Raw genomic sequence first — 19,940 nt, 5'->3', positions numbered from 1 at the left:
GCCTGACAGGTGAGCTCACGGCAGTTGCCCCCAGATCTCGAGGTAACGGTCGTCCACCTCCGCCACCTGCAGCTGGTCCAGGCCGCAGCGGTGCAGTTGCTGCTCCACCTCAGCGGCGGTGAAGGCCGCATGCAGGGACGCCAGGTAGTCGTGCTGCAGCACCGCCGGGGCATCGGCGAGGTAGCGCTGACGCAACTGCTCGGCGGCCTCCGGACTGGGGGGGCGCCGCAGATCCTTGACATAGACCCGTGCACCCGGGGCAGCAGCCTGGGCAATGGCCTGCCAGAGCACCAGCGGGTCGTGCAGATGATGGAGCAGGCTGTTGCTCACCAAGCCACTACAGCCCTTGGGCAGGGCCAGCGAAGGCAGACAGAGACAAACAAACGAGAGCCGCTTGGAGAGAGCCGGCTCCTTCTCCAGACTCTGCTGCGCGAGCTGGAGCATCGCCGGAGCCCCATCCAGACCGATCACCTCCGCCGCGGAATCCGCTCGGGCCAGGCGGAAGCTGATGTTGCCCGGACCGCAACCCAGATCCAGAACACGCGGGCCCAGGCCGCTTGGGAACAACGCCTGGATCCGCTCGATCAGGGCCTGATCCCCAGCACTGAAATCCGCAGCGGCGTAGGCGGATGCCTGCTCGGGGGCATCCATCAATTCCGGTTCAGGGGTGCGCTGCATCGGAAGGGTTGAGCATCAGGGTTTGGGTCGGGAAGGGGATCTCAATCCCCTCGGCCGCCAGGGTTTCGATAATCCTGCGGTTCAGCTCATGAAGGCTGTCCTCGAAAGCATCGTGCTCGCTGTGGAGGGAGCTGAACTCCAGAACGTGGTCGTAGCTGAAGGCGGCAATGCGCTCCAGCCGGCAGGCCAGGAAGCGCAGTTCAGAATCCACCTCGACAGCCTTCTGCATCAAGGCCGGGACCCGCTGGAGTTGCTCAGGCGTCGTGCCATAGGCAATCCCCAGGGCAATCTCCGACAACTGAGCCCGCTCGATCAGTTCCTCCAGCTGGAGCAGCAACTGATCCCGCAGGCGCAGGTAGGCGGGCCAGCCATGCAGCTCGACCATGGCCACCACCACCAGGGACTGAGCCGCACCATCTGCACTGCGGTCCAGGGTGACCAAGGGCTGATGCAGGTCCTGGCGCGCCTCAAGGGAGCGATGGGTTTGATGCAAGACCTCCTCGAGTTGATACGGAGAGAAGGCGCCATCGAGATCCAACCGCAGCTCCAGCGATTGCATCGGCCGTCGGTCCTGCCGATGGCTCCTCCTGGAGTAGTTGACGATGGTCGCCTCATCGGCGATGGAGTTCGGAATCGTGACCCGGCTCTCGAGGGTTTGCAGCTCAAGCGAGCGCAAACCGATCTTGGTGATGTAGCCAAGGCTGTCGCCAACCCGGCAGAACTCACCGACCCGCAGGGGCCGGTCGGTCTGAATCGAAAGGCCAGCAAACAGGTTGCCGAGCAACTTGGAAGCGCCCAAACCAATCGCCAGACCGGGAACGGCGGAAAAGGCCAACACCGTGCTGGCGGGCAAACCCAGCAGGATCAACAGTCGATAGAAGATGGCTACCGCGATTAAGCCACCCAGTGCCCGGCAGAGGGGCATCAAGAAACTGGAGACCCGCTGCAGCCGCCACTCCGAACCGGAGCCGCGCACACGGGTCAAGAATTCCGAGCCGGTTCGCCCAAGCGCCTCAAAGAACAAAAAGACCACCAATCCCGCGGTGACAAACCAGATCACGTAGAAGGCATAGGTGACAACAACGAGCGGCAATCCCGTGAAGTTGACCTCATCATCAATTAGATATTCAGCCAAGCGTGTCAACGGCAGCACCGGCAGAATGAAGAAGAATCGGCGCCAAGCAATTCCGTCTTGAACCCAGGGCCCTGGCTTTGCGGGGAGGGAATCACCCAGGGGACGATCGCGATAACTATCGACCAGAAGACCTATTAACCAGCCTGCGACCAGGAGATAAATGCCGATGACTGCGATGGCACAAACGACCTGAAAGAGCGTTTGGTCAAGAACAGGGATTTCAAAAACGGAGCGCCAAGACCTGGGGAAACGGAGATACCAATCCGGTGGCACCAAGTAACCGGGGGTCAGAATAAAGTCGTGATAAAAATGAGGCGTCGCAAACGGCTGCTGAATCGGGGGATAGTCCCTGATCTCCTCGTACATCGCGTGGATTTGTCTCACCGTGTCGGCGGAAAAGACGTAGAGGTTGTTCTCAGGATCGCCAACTAGATCTGAGGTCAACGTGATCGCCGTACCCGGGATGCGCCAGGCATCCACCGGCTTGATCCGCTGATCGTTCAGCGCCTTCATCCCTGCGGAGTCCGGAATGGAGATGGGTTCAACGCTGTGGGTGAAGACGTAATCCAGAACATGCTTCAGCTGGATGGCCGCCTCATCCGCCATCCCGCCCCGCACGCTTTGGGGGAAGACCGAGGCATCCAGAGCCCGCACCGCGAGATCAAACAGCAGGTTGGTGTCATCGATCTGCTCCTGCCGATCCACCCCATCGCGGCGTGCCTGCACCAGAGCGCTGTAGCGACCAAGGCGGTCGGCGCGGTCCCCCACCTCGGCCATAACCGCATAGAAATTGAGCAGGGTCGCCCTTGGACTGCTGCCCACGACCTGACCGAGCACCACATCAGACCAGGAGCCGGCATCTCGGACCAGCTCCCCATAAAAGGGTTGCTGCTCAATCGGAATCAGCCGGGCGTTGGGCTCAAACAGCAGCGCCCGGGTCCTACCGGTGACGGCCTCGGCCGGCAACCAGGACTGGAGCACCACAAGCACCCCGATCACCAGGGTCATCCACCAGGGGGAGCGGCGGCAGCGCATCAGGCCAATGGGGACTGGAATCTGCAATCTGGCGAAAATTCCAGATTTGCCACATCCCTGTCCCACAAAGGCCACAGAACGGCACAGAGGGGGATGCACCGCCACTGGTGGCAACGGCTGCTTGCAGACCCCACCAGTGGCGTTAGGGTGCCGGCACGCTTAGAGATCGACGCCCGTGACCGTGTCAGTTCCTGGAGCCAGTGCGGCAAGCAGCACCAGCGCCCTGAACAGCCCCAGACCTGACTTTCCGGCCACTGCGCCGGCGGCCAACCCCGTCTTCTACCGGACCTACAGCCGCAAAACACCGAGCGGCCGCGAGAGCTGGAACGAAGTAGCCGAGCGCAACCTCTCTGGGCTGCGCAAACTCGGCAACCTCAATGATCAGGAAGTCGCCCTGCTGCGCCGGATGCAGCAGGAGCAAAAAGCTCTGCCTTCCGGACGCTGGCTGTGGATCGGCGGTACTCCCTGGATTGAACAGGAGAACAACTTCTCCGGTTCCTACAACTGCACCTCCACCAACCTGGTGGATTGGGAAGCCTTCGGTCTGATGATGGACCTGGCGATGATGGGCTGCGGCACCGGCGCCATCATTGAGCCCCACCTGATTGATCGCCTCCCCGCCGTCCGCAACACCATCAAGGTGACGGGCGTCAGCGACATCGGTGTCACACCGGCCGGCCAGCGCCAAGACAGCACGACTCACCAGATCAACGGTCAGACCGTTCAGGTCAAGGTTGGTGACACCCGACGCGGTTGGGTCGACAGCTATCAGCTCCTGCTCGAGCTCTGCAGCGACGAGCGCTTCGATGCCAACACCCCGATCGAAGTCAGCGTCGACCTCTCCGACGTGCGGCCCGTCGGCGAAACCCTGAAGGGCTTCGGCGGCATGGCCAACCCCGTCAAACTCAAGGACCTCTACGGCCGCGTTGCCCAAATCCTGAACAAGGCCCAGGGCCGTCGACTCACCTCGGTCGAGTGCTGCCTGCTCATTGACGAGGCCGCGGTCACAATCGTCGCCGGCAACATCCGCCGCAGCGCCGGCATGCGCCAGTTCAGCGCTGATGACAGCGCCGCGTCAAACGCCAAGGACAACCTCTGGCAGCAGGACAGCGATGGCAACTGGCGCATCGACCCCGAGCGCGATGCCCTACGCATGGCGAACCACACCCGGGTCTTCCACACCCGGCCGGACCGCCAGACCGTTCTCGAGGCGGTGACCAAGCAGTTCCACTCCGGCGAAGGTGCGATTCAGTTCGCCCCTGAGGCCATCGCCCGCTCCAACGCCGACCTGCTCTCCACCCCTGAGCTGCGCAAGGAGTTCATCGACGTCTACTGCGATCAAGGCCGTGAAGAGGCCGCCCGCTGGCTGACCACCAACCACCCCGAGATCAGCGCTGAAGAGCTCGAGCATCGCCTGGGGCGCTACGGCCTGAACCCCTGCGGCGAGATCCTGGGCGCCGACTTCCACTGCAACCTCGCTGAGATTCACCTCAACCGGATCGACCCCGACGATCTGGTGGCCCAGGAAGAAGCCTTCACCGCCGGCGGCCTGGCCGTGGCCTGCCTGCTCAACCACCGCTTTGAGGTGGAGCGCTACCGCCAAAGCCGCGCCTGGGATCCGATCGTTGGCGTGAGCTTCACCGGCCTGTTCGACTTCTTCGTGCATGCCTTCGGTACCCCCTGGCTGACCTGGTGGGAAGCCGGTCGCCCGGACAGCGAGGAAGGCCGGGCCTTCAAGGCCAAGGAAGCGGAGTACCTCAGCCGTTGGAAAGAGATCGTCAACAAGGCCGTTTGGGACTACTGCGATCGCCACGGCCTGCGCCGTCCCAACCGCTGCACCACGGTCCAGCCCGCCGGCACCAAGAGCCTGCTCACCGGTGCCTCCCCCGGCTGGCACCCCCCCAAGGCCCAGCGCTTCATCCGCCGGATCACCTTCCGCAAGAACGACCCGGTCGCTCTGGCCTGCATGGACTACGGCTACTCGATCGTCCCGTCCCAGTCCGACAAAGACGAAGAGGGTCGCCTGCTCGATGACGCCTTCGATCCCCGCTGCACCGAATGGCTGGTGGAAATCCCCACCGAGGTGAGCTGGGCGAACATCCCCGGCGCCGATGCCGTCGAGATCAACAACTTCTCGGCCATGGCCCAGTTCGACTTCTATATGCAGGTGCAGCAGCACTACACCGCCCACAACACCTCAGCGACGGTGGAGTTCCGCGAGAACGAGATCGAACCCCTGACCAATGCGATCCACGCCGCGATCGACAACGGCCAGGGCTACATCTCAGCTGCGCTGCTGGCCCGCTTCGACGCCAACGCCACCTTCCCGCGTCTACCCTTTGAGCCGATCAACCAGGACACCTACGAAGAACTCCAGGCCGCCGTGGTCAGCCGCCGCAGCACCAACGACTTCTTCGAAGCCCTGCAGCGCTACGACGGTGGCGAACTGATGGAGGCCGGTCCCGCGGGCTGCGACTCCGATAAGTGCCTGCTGCCGCTGGCCAAACCTGAGAACTAGGCGGTCACCAGCGCCCAGAGCCGCCTCCTGCTGGGGGGCGGCTTTTTTGTGGCAGCCACAGCAAGCCACTGCGCCACTTAACATTCGTTCACACAGTTTGATCCGCGTGACAGCCCCCACCTCTCTGTCCCTGGAATCCAACTTCGAACTCGAGCGGATCAAGCGCTCGATCGATGCGATGGACGACCTCGAGCTGCTCAAGCACCTCGCCAAGCAGATGGCCGAGATGATGCACGCCCAAAAACACGTCACCAAACAATTACTGAACCCCAGGCAGCGCCAAAGCTTCGGCTTCGAGGCCTGAGGCCATCAGCCAGGAGTCGCAGCCGACAGCAGGTCCAGGGCGACAGCGACTTGCTCAAGCAACTCGCAGCAACGCTCGTACTGGTGATCCGGGCTGAGACTGACCGGCAGGGTCTCAATCATGTCGGCCAGCTCACGGGTGCGCACGGCCAGCAGGTTGGTGGACAGAACGGCCATGGATCAGACGACCTCTCGGTCGCAGGGCTCTAAACCAACCATGTCAATCCGTCTCAGCTATCTCACTCCTGAGATCAGAAAGTTGGGCGGGGCCGTGGAACAATGAGGAGGACCCAAGGTCGTCCCTGGAGGGGTGGTCGAGTGGTTGATGGCTCTGGTCTTGAAAACCAGCGAAGTGAAAGCTTCCGTGGGTTCGAATCCCACCCCCTCCGCTTTAAAAGACCCAGTCTCTGACTGGGTTTTTTAGTGTCTAGCCATAGCAGCTATGGGTCGGGGTGATTGCCAGCTTCCGGCTGCTGCGGGATGATTCCGGCAGGAAATTCGGCAGAAACTCGGCAGGAATGGTCGATCTGACGACCCTCAACACTGGGCTGAAGACCCGCGGAATAGGCGGCAGGGTCGTTGACCACGACAACAAGCTGTACTGGCGCACAACGGTCACCAGCAGCAACGGAAAACGCAGTGACCGCAGGATCCGACTGGACCTGCCCTCAAACAGCAGCCAGGTTCTTGAGGCCGAAAACCGCGTCATTCGGCTTGCCGCCGAGATTGCGCGATTAGGAATCTTGCCCGATCCGTTTCCCTGGGCAAGTGAGATCAGGAAGTTTCCAGATTCCGTACCAAATGCCTTAACGATTGCCGAGGCGATCACGCAGCTGGAAAACGATTTCTGGAAGGACAGCAGCGTTCGAGCCAGGCCCTGCGGGGATACGCCAAAGACCCTCAAGCACGAGAGTTCGTCGAAACCGTTGTCCGCGAAAACCTCAACAGCGCGACTGGGGTCCTTTCCAATGCAGCACCGCGTCTGGCCGAAGAACTAGTCCGGATCGCGCTTGACCCTGCGGTGAAGCAATACGCACGAGTCAGCGCAATTTCCGAGTGCTTCAAGATTCTCGGCGCGAACGTTCTGGAAGCCGAGCAGCGCAGACAGCTTCAAGCGATCCGCAACCAACTCCAAGCTATAGAAGACGGCGTTCAGGAAGCGAAGGTGATCGACGTATAGGCCTCAGCCAAGGGATGACGGAAAGTTCAGATGCACTGCCAAAAACGCGACTAGAAGTGCTATTCAGTCATACCAATGATTTACACGCTGACTGGCTAATAGCGGTAGCGCTGGAACCCGGCAAACATCTGCCCCAGTTCTTCATATCCGACCAGATCCGCCAGGGCATCTGCATTTGGCGAGGCCATTGTGAACATCGCTGATCACGAGCTTGACCCCAGATGACTGCGCCGTGATGATCGAGCTGCGAGCTCAACATAGAACCGGCTTGTTGAGGCTGACTTCACTTTCTCAGGGGGCCCTATGTCTATCGAAGTTAGCAATCTCAACAACAGCGGCACGGGAAGCCTGCGCGCTGCAATTGAACAGGCCAACGCCAACCCTGGCCTTGATGCGATCACCTTCGCTTCGGGCCTAAGCGGCACGATCAGCCTTGAGTCAGCCCTGCCTGAAATCATCGGAGCGGTGACCATCCAGGCCCTGCCCGCCGGTCAGGCGACCCCGGTGATCCAGATCGACTTCGCCGGCCATCCAGGGCTGGTGCTGGGCTCCGGCAGCAATGGCTCCTCCCTGAGTGGTTTGTCTCTGGTGGGTGCCTCGAGCGATGCGCTGACCCTCGTCAGTTCGGGCAACACGATTCAGAACAACTACATCGGTGTTGATCTAGATGGCCTGACGGCACTCGCCAATCAGGGGAACGGCATCACGATCACCGCTACGTCCAGCGGCAACCTGATCGGCAGCACCACGCCGGGCAGCAGCACAACGTTCACGGACTTGTCTCAGGAAAATGGCTACACCATCGCTTCGATTCAGGGCATTCGTTACGGCAGTAGTGCAGATGTGCCGTACATCCTCTGCGGATCCGGAACCCGTGGAGCTTCGGGGCAGGGGATTGGTGTGGTGAGTCTCGGGGACGCTGATGGCAGCGATCCCTGGTACACAGTGAATGCGGCCACGGCCTTCGCTGGCAGCAGCAGTGCGATCACCAGCTGTTATGGCCCTGAGCAACTGGGACCAGACACTATCCGAGTGGTGGGTTCTTACAACAGCAGCGGCGGCATTCCCCCCACGAACACCACAGCGTTCATTTACACCGGTGCCATTGATGAAGCTAACGGCACCACAACGGGCTTTGTGGAATACCAATATCCCGGTTCCACCTGGACCTTCTTTCACAGCACTCAGGCCGGTCTGGTAGTTGGCAACTGGGATGACACGGTCTCTGTTCCTGACACCTCAAAGCCGATCATCGGAGCGGGAAGAGCTTTCATCTATGACGTCGACAGTGGTGTCTCCATTGCCGATGTCTCCTACCCGGGTGCGAGATCCACCACGGCCTACGGCATTGCCAAGGTCAATGACGATCTCTTCGCAATCACCGGCTCCTACAGCCTCGATGCCGAACCCGACGGTGTGGCCCATGGTTATCTCGTCTACTACCACCGAGGCAGCAACAGTTTCCGCGACTGGACCAGCTGGGATGTGAATAACACCGGGCTTGGCAACATTGCCAGTCATGCTGATGGCATCAGCTACAACAGCAGCGACAACACTTTCACGCTGGCCACCGTTGGGCTTGAGGCCACCAGCGGCGATCCGGTTAGCGGGCAGTTGATGACCGTTGATCGCACCGCCGATGGCGGTTTTGGTGCGATGCGCTGGACGGAGGTCAACTACCCGAATTCATCCGGGGGGATCACCACACCCACCTCCGTCGCCGGTGACGTAATGACCGGTGTGTTTGTTGGCAGCGACGGCAGTGATCTGACCTGGTCGTCAAAGACAAGCTTGTTTGTAGGTCCTTCAAACTTGATAAGCGGGAATGGGGGACATGGCATTGCAGTTGTCAGCTCCAGTACCGATTCAGGCACTAACAACACCATCGCCCAGAACCGCATCGGCACGACCGCCGATGGCGGTAGCGGCTTGGGTAATGGTGGGAACGGCATCCTGATTGATGGCGCCAGTCGCAACCTGATCGGCGGCACGATCAGCGGCGGGAATGACCCCACCAAGGGCATCACCACCCCGCCACCACTGGGCAACCTGATTTCCGGCAACAACCTGAATGGTGTGTTGATCACTAATGGTGCCGGCTACAACATCCTCAGCGGCAACTTCATCGGCACCAGCGTCAGCGGCAACCAGAAAATCGCCAATGGTGCCGATGGGGTGGCCATCGTGGATGCCGATGACAATGCGCTGCTGGGCTGTCAGCTGGAAAGCTCGCCGTTCGTTTACTACAACGTTGTGAGCGGCAACAAGGGAAATGGCCTTCGTATCAGTAATAGCGACAACACGACCATTCACGCTAATTTCTTTGGCTTAGCGGCCAATAACCAGGATCCTCTTGGCAATGACCTCAATGGTTCACTGGTTGAAGGTACTTCTACCAACACTCAGTATGGCGGAGTGATCCCGCTGGGCAATGTGAATTCTGGCAATGGTGCCAACGGCATTGAAGTGAAGGATCAAGCCAGCGGTTTTATCACCTTCAACACCTTTGCAGGCACCACTGCCTTTGGGGGCATTGCTCCCAACCAGGCTGATGGCATGTTGTTCACCAGCACTGGTGGCGACAACACCATTCGCACGAATGTAATTGGTGGAAATGTCGGTAACGGTATTCGCATTGCGGGCTCCGCTACAGGGATCACGGTGGATCCCAACATCATTGGCCTCAACAGCTTTGGTACCGCGGCCAACTATGTTTCCAGCACCGGTGATGTGGTGTCCTACGGCAACCAGGGTGACGGCATCCGGGTGGAGGGTGAGGCTTCGGCTATCAGCATTGCCGGCACTTATGCCTCGGTGATTCCACAAAACACAATCTCAAACAATAACGGCTACGGCATTCATGTGACCGGGACTGCCAGCAACGTGCGCATTGCAAATACTGCAATCGGGACCGGGTCGATTATTGCCGATGAGGCACTGAAGTTCGGTAATCGCTTGGGAGGTGTTTTCATTGGTGGATCTGCTCAGGCCACTGTTGGTGATTCTTCTGGCACGACGCAGACATTGCTCGCCAATAATTATGGCAACGGTCTCACAATTGAGGCCAGTCTGAACAATAGGATCAGTCAGACAGAATTTCGAGACAACAGCACTTATGGCCTCAGCTTCCTTGGAGTGAGTGCAATCGAAGCCGATCGGCAAAGCGGTGAGGGGCTCACATTTAACTCCAATACTTACGGTGCAGTACAGATCGCACCGGGGTGGGCCAATCTCAGCTTTACCAAGGCTGTTAATTCCGATCGCTTCACCCTGACGGCCGATTCCACGATTAGCGTTCTGCGTGTTGATACCGGTTCAGAAGGCATTCGTTTCGGCATTGAGAATGCGGCGAGTGGTTCGGCCATGGATCTCGTCTCACTCGTTGCCGCCAGCGATCAATCGCTCAATCTTGAGAAGATTCTCGCGGGGACCTGGACGGAGACGGAGGGTGTTGCCCTTGGCGGACGCACGGCATCTGCGGTCGCTGCCGATACCTGGATTCCAGTCGCGACCGATGCCAAAGGCCAACGCCTCTCGCTGGAATCCCTGGTGCTTTCAGGCAACAGTGCATCGGCACGTTTTGCCGGTGGCGTGGAAGCCGTGTACGCAGTGGGCGGTTCCGGCCTGCTGGCCAGCGCCATCTCCGATGGCCCCCTGGCCAGTGTCACCGCCACTGTGAAACGGCTTGGAGACTTCAATAACGATCTAGCACTTTATGAGGCCGATGCCCTCTCGGGTGCCGTGGATGGGCTTCTGCCTGGCGATCCGGGCTACCTGCAAGCAGCGCTTCAGGCCGCTAAGCGTAGAGGCACCGTGATTTCAGCACATCAGCTTCCGAGCTATGGCGAAAACGGAAATCTCAACCTCACACTCTCGCCGGATAAAAACTATGGCTTTTTGTTGATCGTTGATGGTGATGAGAGCCATCTCTTTAGCTCCTACAGCGCAGCTAATCCAGATGGGAGCATTCAGATCACCAGCTTCACCACACCCGATGGTGCCTTAACTTTTGGCTTTGAAGACCTGCTGACGAGCCGAAACAGCTCAGATCAGGACTTTAATGATCTGATTCTGACATTGCCGGCTAAAGCCAGTGCACCCGTTGCCAACCCCGTCAGCTTCCGTCTCGGTTCTCTTTTTCCGACGCGACCTGATGGTGAACCCAATCTACTGCTTTCTTCGGGCCTTGCTCTGAAGACAATCGACGGTGAATCTCGCATCGTCAACAATCCTGGAGGCGAAGACCTCCTGGACTCGCGGATGCGAATGAGCAGTGAACCCGTTGTGATTCCGGGGGTAGATCGTTTTCTAAGAAACTGGTTTATTCCTCAGATTACGGCTGTTGATAATCAACAGTCGCTGTTCAGCAAGTATAGAAAGTCTGTTTTAGATCAATGGGATTCGACGCCACGTAATAACTCGATCACGGATCTCCTCAAGATTGGTTATGACGGGGCAGGCAGTGAGAACTCAGCAACCAATAGCAGTTACTGGAATGCGTACGGCGATAAGAGCGAACAGCTCTACAAAGATGTCAGTGACCTAGAGAACTATGACCCTGTGACCCTTTGGGGTAGCTACAACGGCAGCACTTTGGTGAGCTCCGCATTTGATCAGGCCGCGCTTCTGGAAAATATTGCGGCGCTCGAGAATCCCCAGGCAAATCCAGAGCCCGACCTCTGGTACCCCTCCATGCTTTACACCATGGCAGTGCCTGAGCAGGGGACCAGCTATCCAGGGCCCGTGCTGGTGATGCAACCAGGCGATGATCTAAGGCTCCGCTTCAGCAATGATATCCGCATAGAAGGCATCAGTGAGAAGCAGAACCAACAGGCAACCCTTGTAGTTAATAGCACCTATGGAAACAGCGCTGGTGATGGCTTAGGTGCGGCGACTTCGGCCAACTATCACTTTCATGGCTCACACACCAATCCCGCTGGATTTGGTGACAACGTGGTGGCCCGATATACCTCGGGGCAGCAATGGACGACCGAGATTGATCTTCCAATTGACCATGGGCAAGGCACGTATTGGTACCACCCCCACTACCACCCTTCGGTGAATCAAATGGTCTATGGCGGCATGTCTGGGGCATTGCTTGTGGGCGACCCCCTCAGCAAGGTAAGCCTGTTTAAAGATGTGCCCCGTAATCTTGCGGTTCTGAAAACCATGGATGTCGGCATCGTTGCTGGCAGCTCCGATTTGCGACTGGATGGTTTTGACAACCTCGGAGGGGTTGTCAATCGGATGACGATGGTGACGGTGAACGGCGAGTTTCAGCCGACTGCAGAAGCGGGAAGCGGTGGCTGGCAGGCGTTGACCTTGTCGAACCAGGCGAATCAGGCCTTCTACAACATCTCGCTGATTCACACGGATCCCCAGGGGAATCGTTCAACACTACCGCTTTACATCTACGGTGAAGATGGTCATCAGTACCCGCAGATCCGTCCGGTCGATCAGGGCGTGATCGGTGTCAACGGAGGCAATGCGCCAGGCACCGTGCCGAAGGGATACACCCAAGCTCAGGATCTGATCAGTTTACCCCCAGCGAAACGGGTTGATCTGCTTTTCTATCTGCCTGAGGGCACAACCGAGCTTGCTTCCACCTACTCCTTCGAGCAGACAGGAGATCAATATGTTGTCAAGAATGCCGGCGGCTATCCAGATCTCTCGTTGGCGAATACCGGATTCGGCGCCAACACTGGTGCTGGTCCTCTCGCTCTTTTTGAAGTCACCGGTGGAACGGCTCGGCCCAGTGAAGATGAGTTGAACGAGGTGATTGCACTCGCGAATCGCGGCATCAACGTTCAAGAGATAACGCCAGATACACCTGCCTCTGCTTACGATCCCCGTCGGGTGCCGAGTGTTGATCTTTTCGCTAAGACGACCACCGGGGAAGACGTCTGGCAGCCGATTCGGAGGCGTCAGTTCAACTGGAGCAAAGGCACCCTAGTTGGACCGGCGAGTGAGTACGACGCTGCAACAGTTGCGCTCCTTGAGCAATACAGCCAGAAGAATGATGGGGCCACTTACCAGCCTTATACCCCGCTGCCCCTGGGTGAGCCAGGTGTGGAAGATTGGCTTGGTTACAAAAATCCTTTCCTAATCAATGATCATGTTTTCCCGAATGGCAATCTGACCATTACCCAGCTTGGCACAATGGAGGAGTGGGTGAATCGAAACTGGAGCATTGGAAGCGCTTCAAAATACATTGGGCACCCATTTCACATCCACATTAATGATTACCAGGTGAAGGATAGCGATACCGAGCTTCAAGATAAGCGCAATCTTGAAGACACCACTCCTCTTAACTCTTCCGGTTATCACTACTACGACAACGACTTGGGTCGTGTGGTTTCAAAAGATCCTCTACGCGGTTCGTTTCATTCCATCGACGAGGCACTTGACCCGACTCAAGTTGGCAGCCTTTCCACATTTGGCGCGAATGATCAGACCATACGCATGCTGTTCCAGGATTATCTCGGCACCTATGTGTTCCACTGCCATATCCTTCCCCATGAGGATGCCGGCATGATGCAGGTTCTCACCGTTGTTGAAAACACCGACTCCAGTTGGTTGGTGGCTGCTGAAGGATTTGAGCAGGTGGATGGTGGTGTGCGTCTCTATCAAGCCCAGACCTACGAGCCAGTGATCCTGGGTGCGGAGGCGCCTGGCGCCCAAAGCTGGCAGCGTGCTCAGGCTGGTGATCTCAACGTCGACTTTGTCCAGGACATCGCTTTGTCGGCTGGGGGAGGTACAGAGGCCGGGTTGATTCGGATCTTTGATGGTGAAGCTCTACAAAAAGGTGAAGCCCTCTTGACTTCCAGCTTGACTCCCTACAGCGAGTCCACTCTCGCACCCTGGGTGTTCATTGAGGATTTCAGCGGTGATGGTCAGCGTGATTTGCTGACAGCTGGCTTCGATCAGGCTCAGGTTGGTGCTATCAATCTCAAAGATCTAGAAATCAAGGCCTTTCTTCCTGGATCGCAGCCTGGTAGCTGGCAGGAACAGTTCAATTTCGACCCCTTTGATGACATCTCACTGATGACGCCTCATCAGGTGATGCCACGCAAGCAGCTCACAGGAGATCAGGTGAGTGTGGCGATCAGCGATATGAACTTGGACAACTTCCAGGACGTCGCCATTGCCTATGCCGTTGAAAGTGGCGTGCGTTTGGTGGTTCTGGATGGTGCGGCACTGTCGCTGAGCTATCAGACCGGTGAGATGGAGGGTGGCTACTTCCCGAACAGCAACGTGCTCGCCGATGCGGTGTTGCTCGATAACGGCCTAAGTGATCTCTCCCAGCTGGCGCTCACGTCAGGATTCAACAGTTATGCCCAGTCAGCGCTTGAGAATGTGGTGCTTACCACCGAGTCTTCCGCTGGTCGTCAACAGTTCACGCTCCAACTGCAGGCGGGGCATTTTATTGCCACTAACGTCCAAACCCAGCACAGCAACAACCAGAGTTCAGGAAACGGTCATGGCGGCCATTCCCAGCCCATCGACGATCGGATCCTCAACCTTCGTGAGGATTCACTTCCGGTTTATCTGGTAGAGGAGCTTCAACTTCCCTCTGCCACGCAGGCGGTAACACCCGTCATCGGCGCTGGCCTGGGTCATGGCGGCACCCTGGTGGATGGTTACGCCGTGGTTGCTCAGGGCAATGCGGTGAATGGCAATAGCTCGAATTCAGATGTACTGATCAATACCACCCAACAGTTGGTGATTCCTCTGGCTGGCCTGAATGAGGTGAGTGTGGATGATCTGACCGGCATCATCGATTCCACCGCTACCAGCACCTTCAGCGCTGAACAGGTTCGAGATCGTTATCAACTCACAGCCATGACCTATCTGGCCTACACCGGCCAGCTGTTGTGGCCTTCTGGTTTGGCCGATCAGGCAGCTGCCATTCTGGGTACCGGAGGGTATGCCTCCGACCTGGTCAGCAACCTACTCAACAGCCCTGATTACGCTCCAGAGGTTGATGCCCACTACGGCGGCGACCTTGCGGCTCAGAGCGTGGCCTCCATCGTTGAGACCGCCTACGCCACTCTGTATCTGCGGTCGGCCGATGCGGCGGAGCTACAGCGATGGCAGAGCGAGGTGGCGAATGGCCTGGATCGCACCCTGCTGCCCCAGGCGATTCTTCAGAGCACGGAGGGCTCCGACCAGTACCGCGTGGCAACCCTCAGCGGCATCAGCCAATGGGCTGCGCTTCAGTGGGGCACAAGCGCTGAAATTGCAGGCTCCTTTGGCCAAGGTCTGAGTGGTGATCTGGTCGTTTCCGCTGAGCTGGATCAGATGCTGCAGTCGGTGGTGCCTGTGGGCAGCTGGGATGCTGCACAAGATGTTTTTGATCTCTACACCACTGATGCGATGCATCAATTGATCGGAACCCCTGTCTCCGAAACTGGTTTTTTCTGATTGCATCGATTCGATCCGCTATCGGTCTAGGGACGACGCCCGACACGTCCAGCACAACCTGCACTAGCTAGCGAAGGGATGAGGGACAGAAAGGCAGCTAGTCCCTCTCGAAGCTGAATCCCCAGAGCAAGAGCTTTCAAGACAAATACTTCGGCAGAAATTCGGCAGAAGACTTCCGTAACCACCTCATAACCACTCTCCTTATTAGGCCCTACTTCGGTCTTGAAAACCAGCGAAGTGAAAGCTTCCGTGGGTTCGAATCCCACCCCCTCTGCTTTTCCAACCAGCCTGAAGGATTCGATCTTCCTGGCTGCCCAGCGAGAGAAAACTCGCATCTTGCCACCGTCACCAGGCCGTGCAAGTGAGATCAGACGATCTCAAGATATCAGTCACAGGGGCCAACAGAGGCCAAGGCCGTGACAACCGCCGAAACCGCAACATCGGGCACACTTCTGAGCGGCCAGGCTCGCTTCGATGGTGTTCCAGCGAACACTCTCCCGTGCGCTACGAACCTGGCACCAGCGAATGCCGCGTCCTGATCAACAGCAAGGATCAGATCGAAACCATGCTCTTGACCTTGAGCAAGTTGGAGAACACCGAGGCCATTCGCGAGCAACTGCGCTCGGTCCACGCCCAACTGGAGGCGCTGCACGATCAGGTGCGTGAACAGCGCAGTTCCGTTCCTGCCTGAGCATTGCTCTAATCGAGGTAGACCTTCACCTCGGCCGCTGCCATGGCAGCTGTTCCCTCCGCCAGCCGACTGCTGATCCTGCTGACCTTGCTCAGTGGGATCGGTGGAGCCAGCGCGGCCCAGGAGCTTGGCCTCATCCCGCAGCAACCCATCGAGCAGGCCGACAGCAGCTTGCAGCGCAATGGCTGGACCCCGCTCCATGGACTCGCGCCAGAACCGATGGACCGGCAACTCGCTGGCAACCGGCTCAAAAGCCTGAGTGCCTGCTCAGGGACTGGCCAGGGCTTTTGCCGCTACGACTACCAACGCGGAGCCGAAACCCTGGCGGTCATCACTGTTCCCGGTCCGGCGGCCCAAGGAGTGGTGCTGCAATGGTTTCAGGGGCGATGATGCCCCAGCGAGCGGACAGCACCTGTGTTTGAAAACGACAAGCGTCCAGCCTGGCTGAATTGGTTGTTCCTGGGGATCTTCCTGTACTCCAGCTGGCAGCTAGCTGGCTTCTGGTTCCAGCAACTGCACGGCGGTTGAGTCAGGACCGGTTCAGACGTTCGGAGACATCACCCGTGAGTTCGGGGGACTGCACGTCGAGGCGGCGCATGGCTCCGCCGCCGCCGAAGTTCAAACGCTTGAGTTCCACCCAGATCGGATAGGGGTTTCGGGCCAACTGGAAGGCGTAACTGCCTTCATCGAGGTTGGCGATGATCGTCCAGAGCGTCACCCAGCTGTCCTCCGCCTGACCGCCGGAGTAGTCCTCAGCCCCCGCCGGAACAGCGACGTTTTTCATCACGCCGTAGAGGTTGCCCTCCGCCTCCGCGGCGGAGCTGGCCTTCGGCAGGGTGCTCAGGAAGGTCGAAGCCCGCACAAAGCGGGAGGCGGGATCGACATCACCAGGCAAGGGAAGGTCGCCGCCGAACGGGCGGTAACGCTTGAGATTGTTCAACTGCCAGGCCAGCGGCGGCTCATTGGTCATCACCCGCGTCTGGTTGCCCTGATGGACCACCATTCGCCCAGCGATGAACTCCACCACAGCCGAACGCCCGCTGCGGTCAGCCAAGGAGAGATGCAGCCCCCAATCGCGATCAAGAATGCGGTCCGAGACGACCTGAACCTGGGCTAACCCCGCGATCGCCTCCTCGACGGTGGCGAACTGATCCAGCACGAATTCCGCCATCCGCAGATTGGAGATAACGGGCTTGCCGCTGCTGGGCGAGCCGTAATCGCTACCCGAGAGGTAGAGAAGATTGACGTTGAGCCCCCGTTCATTCAGGCCATCGGCAAGCACCGTGCCGACACTCATCACCCCGACGCTGCCGTGCTTCACCCGCCAGCGCTTGGCGTTCGCCACCGAAGCGCTAACCAATCCACCAGCCTCCAGACCACGGGGCCGCAGCACCAGAGCCGCCTGGTCGTCGAGGTAGAGATCCATCGTCCGCCCCACAACCACGGCCTGACCGTTGCTGTTGGAGAGCACACGGCTACAGGACTGCGCGGCCTGCGGACTCAGGGCCCCCAGCAGCAGCAGAGCCCAGGGCCAAACACGGGAGGTCTTCATCGGGGCCAACCGATCGGAGCGGTCTGCTCAGGATGAAGAGAACGGAGCCGGAGAACAACGCCTAACGGCGTTTAGGCGGAGCCACCACCGCCCGCACGAAGCGCACCAGTCCACCCAGCAAACACAACAGAGCCAGCAGAGCCAACCCGCCCAACAGCAGCACCCCCAACAGTTGAAGCACCCCCATCAACAACTGAGAGAGGCCGCCAATCAGATGGGCCAGGGCCGTGCTCACGAGCAGCAGGCTGTCGAGATCAATCAGCTGCGGCAACTGGAGCAACAGCACAAGCAGGCCGACCCCGCCGGCCATCATCAAGAGCGCCTCCAGGATCAGCCGCGGACGGCGCTTGCCCTTGCGTTTGCGGAACACCGGACGCTGACGCGCTGCAGCACCCGCTCGGCTTGCCACCACCCGCAAACGCCGTTGACGTGTCATGACTCCAGCTGGTGTCCAGCTCCGCGCATCCAGCGCTCAAATTCGATTAAGACCAGCTCATTGGGGCAATCCACCAGGCTCAGGTCGCCCACCGTGCAATCCCCCTGACCGCCGTGATGCAAGGAGATGTGGAAGTCAGGACCACTGAGACCACACACTTCCGGATCGCTGCGAACCACCACATCCAGGCTGGCGCCCAGCCGGGTGACACGACGACGCAATTCCGACCAGCTCAATGCGCTCATCGCAGTACTGCAAGTGTGGGGTGATTCAAATGGACGTCAACCGCCCTTGGCCGGCGGTGCCAGCTCGGGGGCAGTCTGCGGGGCGGGCTTCGGCGTCGGCAGCATGGCGATCAGGGCGGCGCTGATCGCGAAAGCCGCAACACCGGCCAGCGGAGCCGCAATGCGCCGCAGTAGGGGTTGGCGGTGGCGCAACTCCTTGCGAGCCAGGGGCACCAAGGGGGGGGCTTCAAACGGAAGCGCCAAACGGGCATCCAAACGGAGCTGATCGAGGCAGCGCACCAGGTCCGCGAGCTCGGCGTCATCCAACCGCAGGGTCAAGGGCGGCGTGTTGGGCTGGCTGCTGCGCAACTCCAGCTGGTGGCAGCCATCGCCTGGAGCAATCGCTACTGGGGCGTCTGCTTCCCCGAAGGCCTTGGGGACGCCACTGAGGAGATGGCGGGCGTAGGGAATCACAGCCGTGAGCAACGCCTGCAGGTGCTCACGCTTGCCCTCCAGTTCGGTCTGGCCCGCCAAGCCCATCGTGAAGCCGGTGAGGATGCCAATGGTGCTGGAGTCCTGGCCAGCGGAGAGATCCGGCAAGCCCTCAACGATCAGGCGGCAGCTGGTCTGTTCGTAGCGCGTGGTGAGTTTCATCTCAGTGATCAAACAGCCGCATCAAGAAGGCTCGCCCGCAGGCGCTCAAAACCGCCCTCCCCAGCGCAGAGCGCCATGGATTGCACCAATTCACGGCTCAAGGCAGGACCCTCCTGGGGATCGAGCAGGCGCTGGACCCCGCCCCGCCGCGGGTTCAGGCGCTCCAGCACCAGCTCCCTCAGGCGGGAGCGAAAGAGATCCCAACGCTGGGCATTCAGATCCGGCGGCTCAGCGGAGGAGAGCAGGGTCCGCAGCATCGGGTAGAGCCGCTCTGAGAGGGCGGTGAGGATGCGAATCAAGGCATCCGTCTCCTCGGGCTTCAGCGAGGCCCGGCGGGTGTTGCGTCGCAGTGGATTGATGCAGCGGCGTTTCCAGAGCTCAACACGGTTGGGGAAGAGGTCCGTGAAACCCATCTCCTCACTCAGCCAGACCATCGCCTCACCGCCATTGAGATCCAGCGCCTCGGCGCAGAGGAGCATCAAATCCAGGCGCTCAATGCCGCGGCGGGACAATGGGGTTCGCACGCTCGCAGGGGCTTGGGCCATGGCTGCGATACTGCCAGCACTGGCGCTGATTCGTCGACCATGGGCAGCATCAATCTGCGTCAACTGGTCCGAGAGATTCCCGACTTTCCCCAGCCCGGGATCCTCTTTCGCGACATCATCCCGCTGATGCGCCAGCCGGACGCCTGGCAGGAAGTCATGCGCCAGCTCGGTGAGGTCTGCGACCGGCTTCAGCCCGATTTGATTGTTGGCATCGAATCCCGCGGCTTCATCGTCGGCACCGCCCTGGCCACCGCCAAGACCATTGGCTTCAGCCCGGTTCGCAAACCCGGCAAGTTGCCCGGTCAGGTCATTGGGGTCGACTACAGCCTCGAGTACGGCACGGACCGCCTCGAGATCGTCCCCGATGGTTTTGAGAACAACCCCCGGGTGCTGATCGTGGATGACCTGCTGGCCACCGGCGGCACTGCAGCGGCCTGCGCTGAGCTGGTTCAACAGGTGGGCGGTCAGTTGGTGGGTTTCTCCTTTGTGGTGGAACTGGCCGACCTCGGCGGTCAACGCAAGCTCCCCTCAGGAGTGCCCGTGGATTCCCTGATCGTCTACTGAG

At 59.4% G+C, this 19,940-nt stretch carries 16 protein-coding genes and 1 tRNA gene; 9 read left to right on the top strand and 8 right to left on the bottom strand.

Annotated elements, in window-relative coordinates; genetic code table 11:
• Positions 1 to 15: 15 nt before the first annotated feature.
• Both ACXIQ9_RS07225 and ACXIQ9_RS07220 read right to left on the bottom strand, forming a co-directional pair.
• Positions 16 to 678, bottom strand: coding sequence for a class I SAM-dependent methyltransferase (locus ACXIQ9_RS07225; RefSeq protein WP_459016219.1), 663 nt, complete (start codon positions 676 to 678; stop codon positions 16 to 18).
• Positions 662 to 2,875 (bottom strand): mechanosensitive ion channel family protein, encoded by a 2,214-nt coding sequence (locus tag ACXIQ9_RS07220; protein WP_459016218.1) that lies wholly within the window; start codon positions 2,873 to 2,875, stop codon positions 662 to 664. The genes ACXIQ9_RS07225 and ACXIQ9_RS07220 overlap by 17 nt, the downstream gene beginning before the upstream one ends.
• 154 nt (positions 2,876 to 3,029) lie before the next feature.
• Between ACXIQ9_RS07220 and nrdJ the strand changes: the two genes are divergently transcribed.
• Both nrdJ and ACXIQ9_RS07210 read left to right on the top strand, forming a co-directional pair.
• Positions 3,030 to 5,366, top strand: a complete 2,337-nt coding sequence (gene nrdJ / locus ACXIQ9_RS07215) for a ribonucleoside-triphosphate reductase, adenosylcobalamin-dependent (protein WP_459016289.1) — start codon at positions 3,030 to 3,032, stop codon at positions 5,364 to 5,366.
• A gap of 106 nt (positions 5,367 to 5,472) precedes the next feature.
• Positions 5,473 to 5,670 (top strand): hypothetical protein, encoded by a 198-nt coding sequence (locus ACXIQ9_RS07210; protein WP_010317545.1) that lies wholly within the window; start codon positions 5,473 to 5,475, stop codon positions 5,668 to 5,670.
• A 5-nt stretch (positions 5,671 to 5,675) separates the two neighbouring features.
• Here the strand turns inward: ACXIQ9_RS07210 and ACXIQ9_RS07205 are convergent, their stop codons facing one another.
• Entirely contained in the window at positions 5,676 to 5,846 is a 171-nt protein-coding gene (locus ACXIQ9_RS07205) for a hypothetical protein (RefSeq protein WP_010317547.1), read from the bottom strand.
• 127 nt (positions 5,847 to 5,973) lie between these two features.
• Between ACXIQ9_RS07205 and ACXIQ9_RS07200 the strand changes: the two genes are divergently transcribed.
• The 6 genes from ACXIQ9_RS07200 to ACXIQ9_RS07175 all read left to right on the top strand — a co-directional run bounded on the left by ACXIQ9_RS07200 (position 5,974) and on the right by ACXIQ9_RS07175 (position 16,354).
• Positions 5,974 to 6,058, top strand: a tRNA-Ser gene (locus ACXIQ9_RS07200).
• Between the two features lie 63 nt (positions 6,059 to 6,121).
• Positions 6,122 to 6,667, top strand: coding sequence for a hypothetical protein (locus ACXIQ9_RS07195; protein WP_459016217.1), 546 nt, complete (start codon positions 6,122 to 6,124; stop codon positions 6,665 to 6,667).
• 23 nt (positions 6,668 to 6,690) lie between these two features.
• Positions 6,691 to 6,849 carry a hypothetical protein gene (locus ACXIQ9_RS07190; RefSeq protein ID WP_459016216.1) on the top strand — a complete coding sequence of 53 codons (159 nt, stop codon included), beginning with the start codon at positions 6,691 to 6,693 and terminating at the stop codon, positions 6,847 to 6,849.
• A 303-nt stretch (positions 6,850 to 7,152) separates the two neighbouring features.
• Positions 7,153 to 15,273 carry a multicopper oxidase domain-containing protein gene (locus ACXIQ9_RS07185; protein ID WP_459016215.1) on the top strand — a complete coding sequence of 2,707 codons (8,121 nt, stop codon included), beginning with the start codon at positions 7,153 to 7,155 and terminating at the stop codon, positions 15,271 to 15,273.
• 499 nt (positions 15,274 to 15,772) lie between these two features.
• Positions 15,773 to 15,964, top strand: coding sequence for a hypothetical protein (locus ACXIQ9_RS07180; RefSeq protein ID WP_010317549.1), 192 nt, complete (start codon positions 15,773 to 15,775; stop codon positions 15,962 to 15,964).
• 42 nt (positions 15,965 to 16,006) lie between these two features.
• Positions 16,007 to 16,354, top strand: coding sequence for a hypothetical protein (locus ACXIQ9_RS07175; RefSeq protein WP_459016214.1), 348 nt, complete (start codon positions 16,007 to 16,009; stop codon positions 16,352 to 16,354).
• A gap of 139 nt (positions 16,355 to 16,493) precedes the next feature.
• Here ACXIQ9_RS07175 and ACXIQ9_RS07170 read toward each other — a convergent pair whose 3' ends face one another.
• The 5 genes from ACXIQ9_RS07170 to ACXIQ9_RS07150 all read right to left on the bottom strand — a co-directional run bounded on the left by ACXIQ9_RS07170 (position 16,494) and on the right by ACXIQ9_RS07150 (position 19,375).
• Positions 16,494 to 17,516 carry a linear amide C-N hydrolase gene (locus ACXIQ9_RS07170; RefSeq protein ID WP_459016213.1) on the bottom strand — a complete coding sequence of 341 codons (1,023 nt, stop codon included), beginning with the start codon at positions 17,514 to 17,516 and terminating at the stop codon, positions 16,494 to 16,496.
• A 61-nt stretch (positions 17,517 to 17,577) separates the two neighbouring features.
• Complete coding sequence (locus ACXIQ9_RS07165; RefSeq protein ID WP_459016212.1) at positions 17,578 to 17,952, bottom strand: hypothetical protein; 375 nt, start codon at positions 17,950 to 17,952, stop codon at positions 17,578 to 17,580.
• A complete protein-coding gene (locus ACXIQ9_RS07160) occupies positions 17,949 to 18,197 on the bottom strand; it encodes a hypothetical protein (RefSeq protein WP_247478808.1) in 249 nt (82 codons plus the stop codon). Before ACXIQ9_RS07160 ends, ACXIQ9_RS07165 begins: the two co-directional genes overlap by 4 nt.
• 36 nt (positions 18,198 to 18,233) lie before the next feature.
• Positions 18,234 to 18,830 carry a DUF4335 domain-containing protein gene (locus tag ACXIQ9_RS07155; RefSeq protein WP_247478810.1) on the bottom strand — a complete coding sequence of 199 codons (597 nt, stop codon included), beginning with the start codon at positions 18,828 to 18,830 and terminating at the stop codon, positions 18,234 to 18,236.
• 8 nt (positions 18,831 to 18,838) lie between these two features.
• On the bottom strand, positions 18,839 to 19,375 hold the full coding sequence (locus tag ACXIQ9_RS07150) for a DUF3038 domain-containing protein (RefSeq protein WP_459016211.1): 537 nt from the start codon (positions 19,373 to 19,375) through the stop codon (positions 18,839 to 18,841).
• Positions 19,376 to 19,414: 39 nt separating this feature from the next.
• Between ACXIQ9_RS07150 and ACXIQ9_RS07145 the strand changes: the two genes are divergently transcribed.
• Entirely contained in the window at positions 19,415 to 19,939 is a 525-nt protein-coding gene (locus ACXIQ9_RS07145) for an adenine phosphoribosyltransferase (protein ID WP_010317566.1), read from the top strand.
• Position 19,940: the final 1 nt, after the last annotated feature.

Source organism: Synechococcus sp. LTW-G (assembly GCF_054459035.1).
The sequence above is the reverse complement of the archived record's forward strand: the minus strand, read 5'-3'. Positions and strand labels throughout refer to the sequence as shown.

What these genes read in the sequence shown, in the direction of transcription:
- ACXIQ9_RS07225 (WP_459016219.1), bottom strand. Translation starts at nt 678, where the DNA reads ATGCAGCGCACCCCTGAACCGGAATTGATGGATGCCCCCGAGCAGGCA.
- ACXIQ9_RS07205 (WP_010317547.1), bottom strand. Translation starts at nt 5,846, where the DNA reads ATGGCCGTTCTGTCCACCAACCTGCTGGCCGTGCGCACCCGTGAGCTG.
- ACXIQ9_RS07185 (WP_459016215.1), top strand. Translation starts at nt 7,153, where the DNA reads ATGTCTATCGAAGTTAGCAATCTCAACAACAGCGGCACGGGAAGCCTG.
- ACXIQ9_RS07175 (WP_459016214.1), top strand. Translation starts at nt 16,007, where the DNA reads ATGGCAGCTGTTCCCTCCGCCAGCCGACTGCTGATCCTGCTGACCTTG.
- ACXIQ9_RS07170 (WP_459016213.1), bottom strand. Translation starts at nt 17,516, where the DNA reads ATGAAGACCTCCCGTGTTTGGCCCTGGGCTCTGCTGCTGCTGGGGGCC.
- ACXIQ9_RS07165 (WP_459016212.1), bottom strand. Translation starts at nt 17,952, where the DNA reads ATGACACGTCAACGGCGTTTGCGGGTGGTGGCAAGCCGAGCGGGTGCT.
- ACXIQ9_RS07160 (WP_247478808.1), bottom strand. Translation starts at nt 18,197, where the DNA reads ATGAGCGCATTGAGCTGGTCGGAATTGCGTCGTCGTGTCACCCGGCTG.
- ACXIQ9_RS07155 (WP_247478810.1), bottom strand. Translation starts at nt 18,830, where the DNA reads ATGAAACTCACCACGCGCTACGAACAGACCAGCTGCCGCCTGATCGTT.
- ACXIQ9_RS07150 (WP_459016211.1), bottom strand. Translation starts at nt 19,375, where the DNA reads ATGGCCCAAGCCCCTGCGAGCGTGCGAACCCCATTGTCCCGCCGCGGC.
- ACXIQ9_RS07145 (WP_010317566.1), top strand. Translation starts at nt 19,415, where the DNA reads ATGGGCAGCATCAATCTGCGTCAACTGGTCCGAGAGATTCCCGACTTT.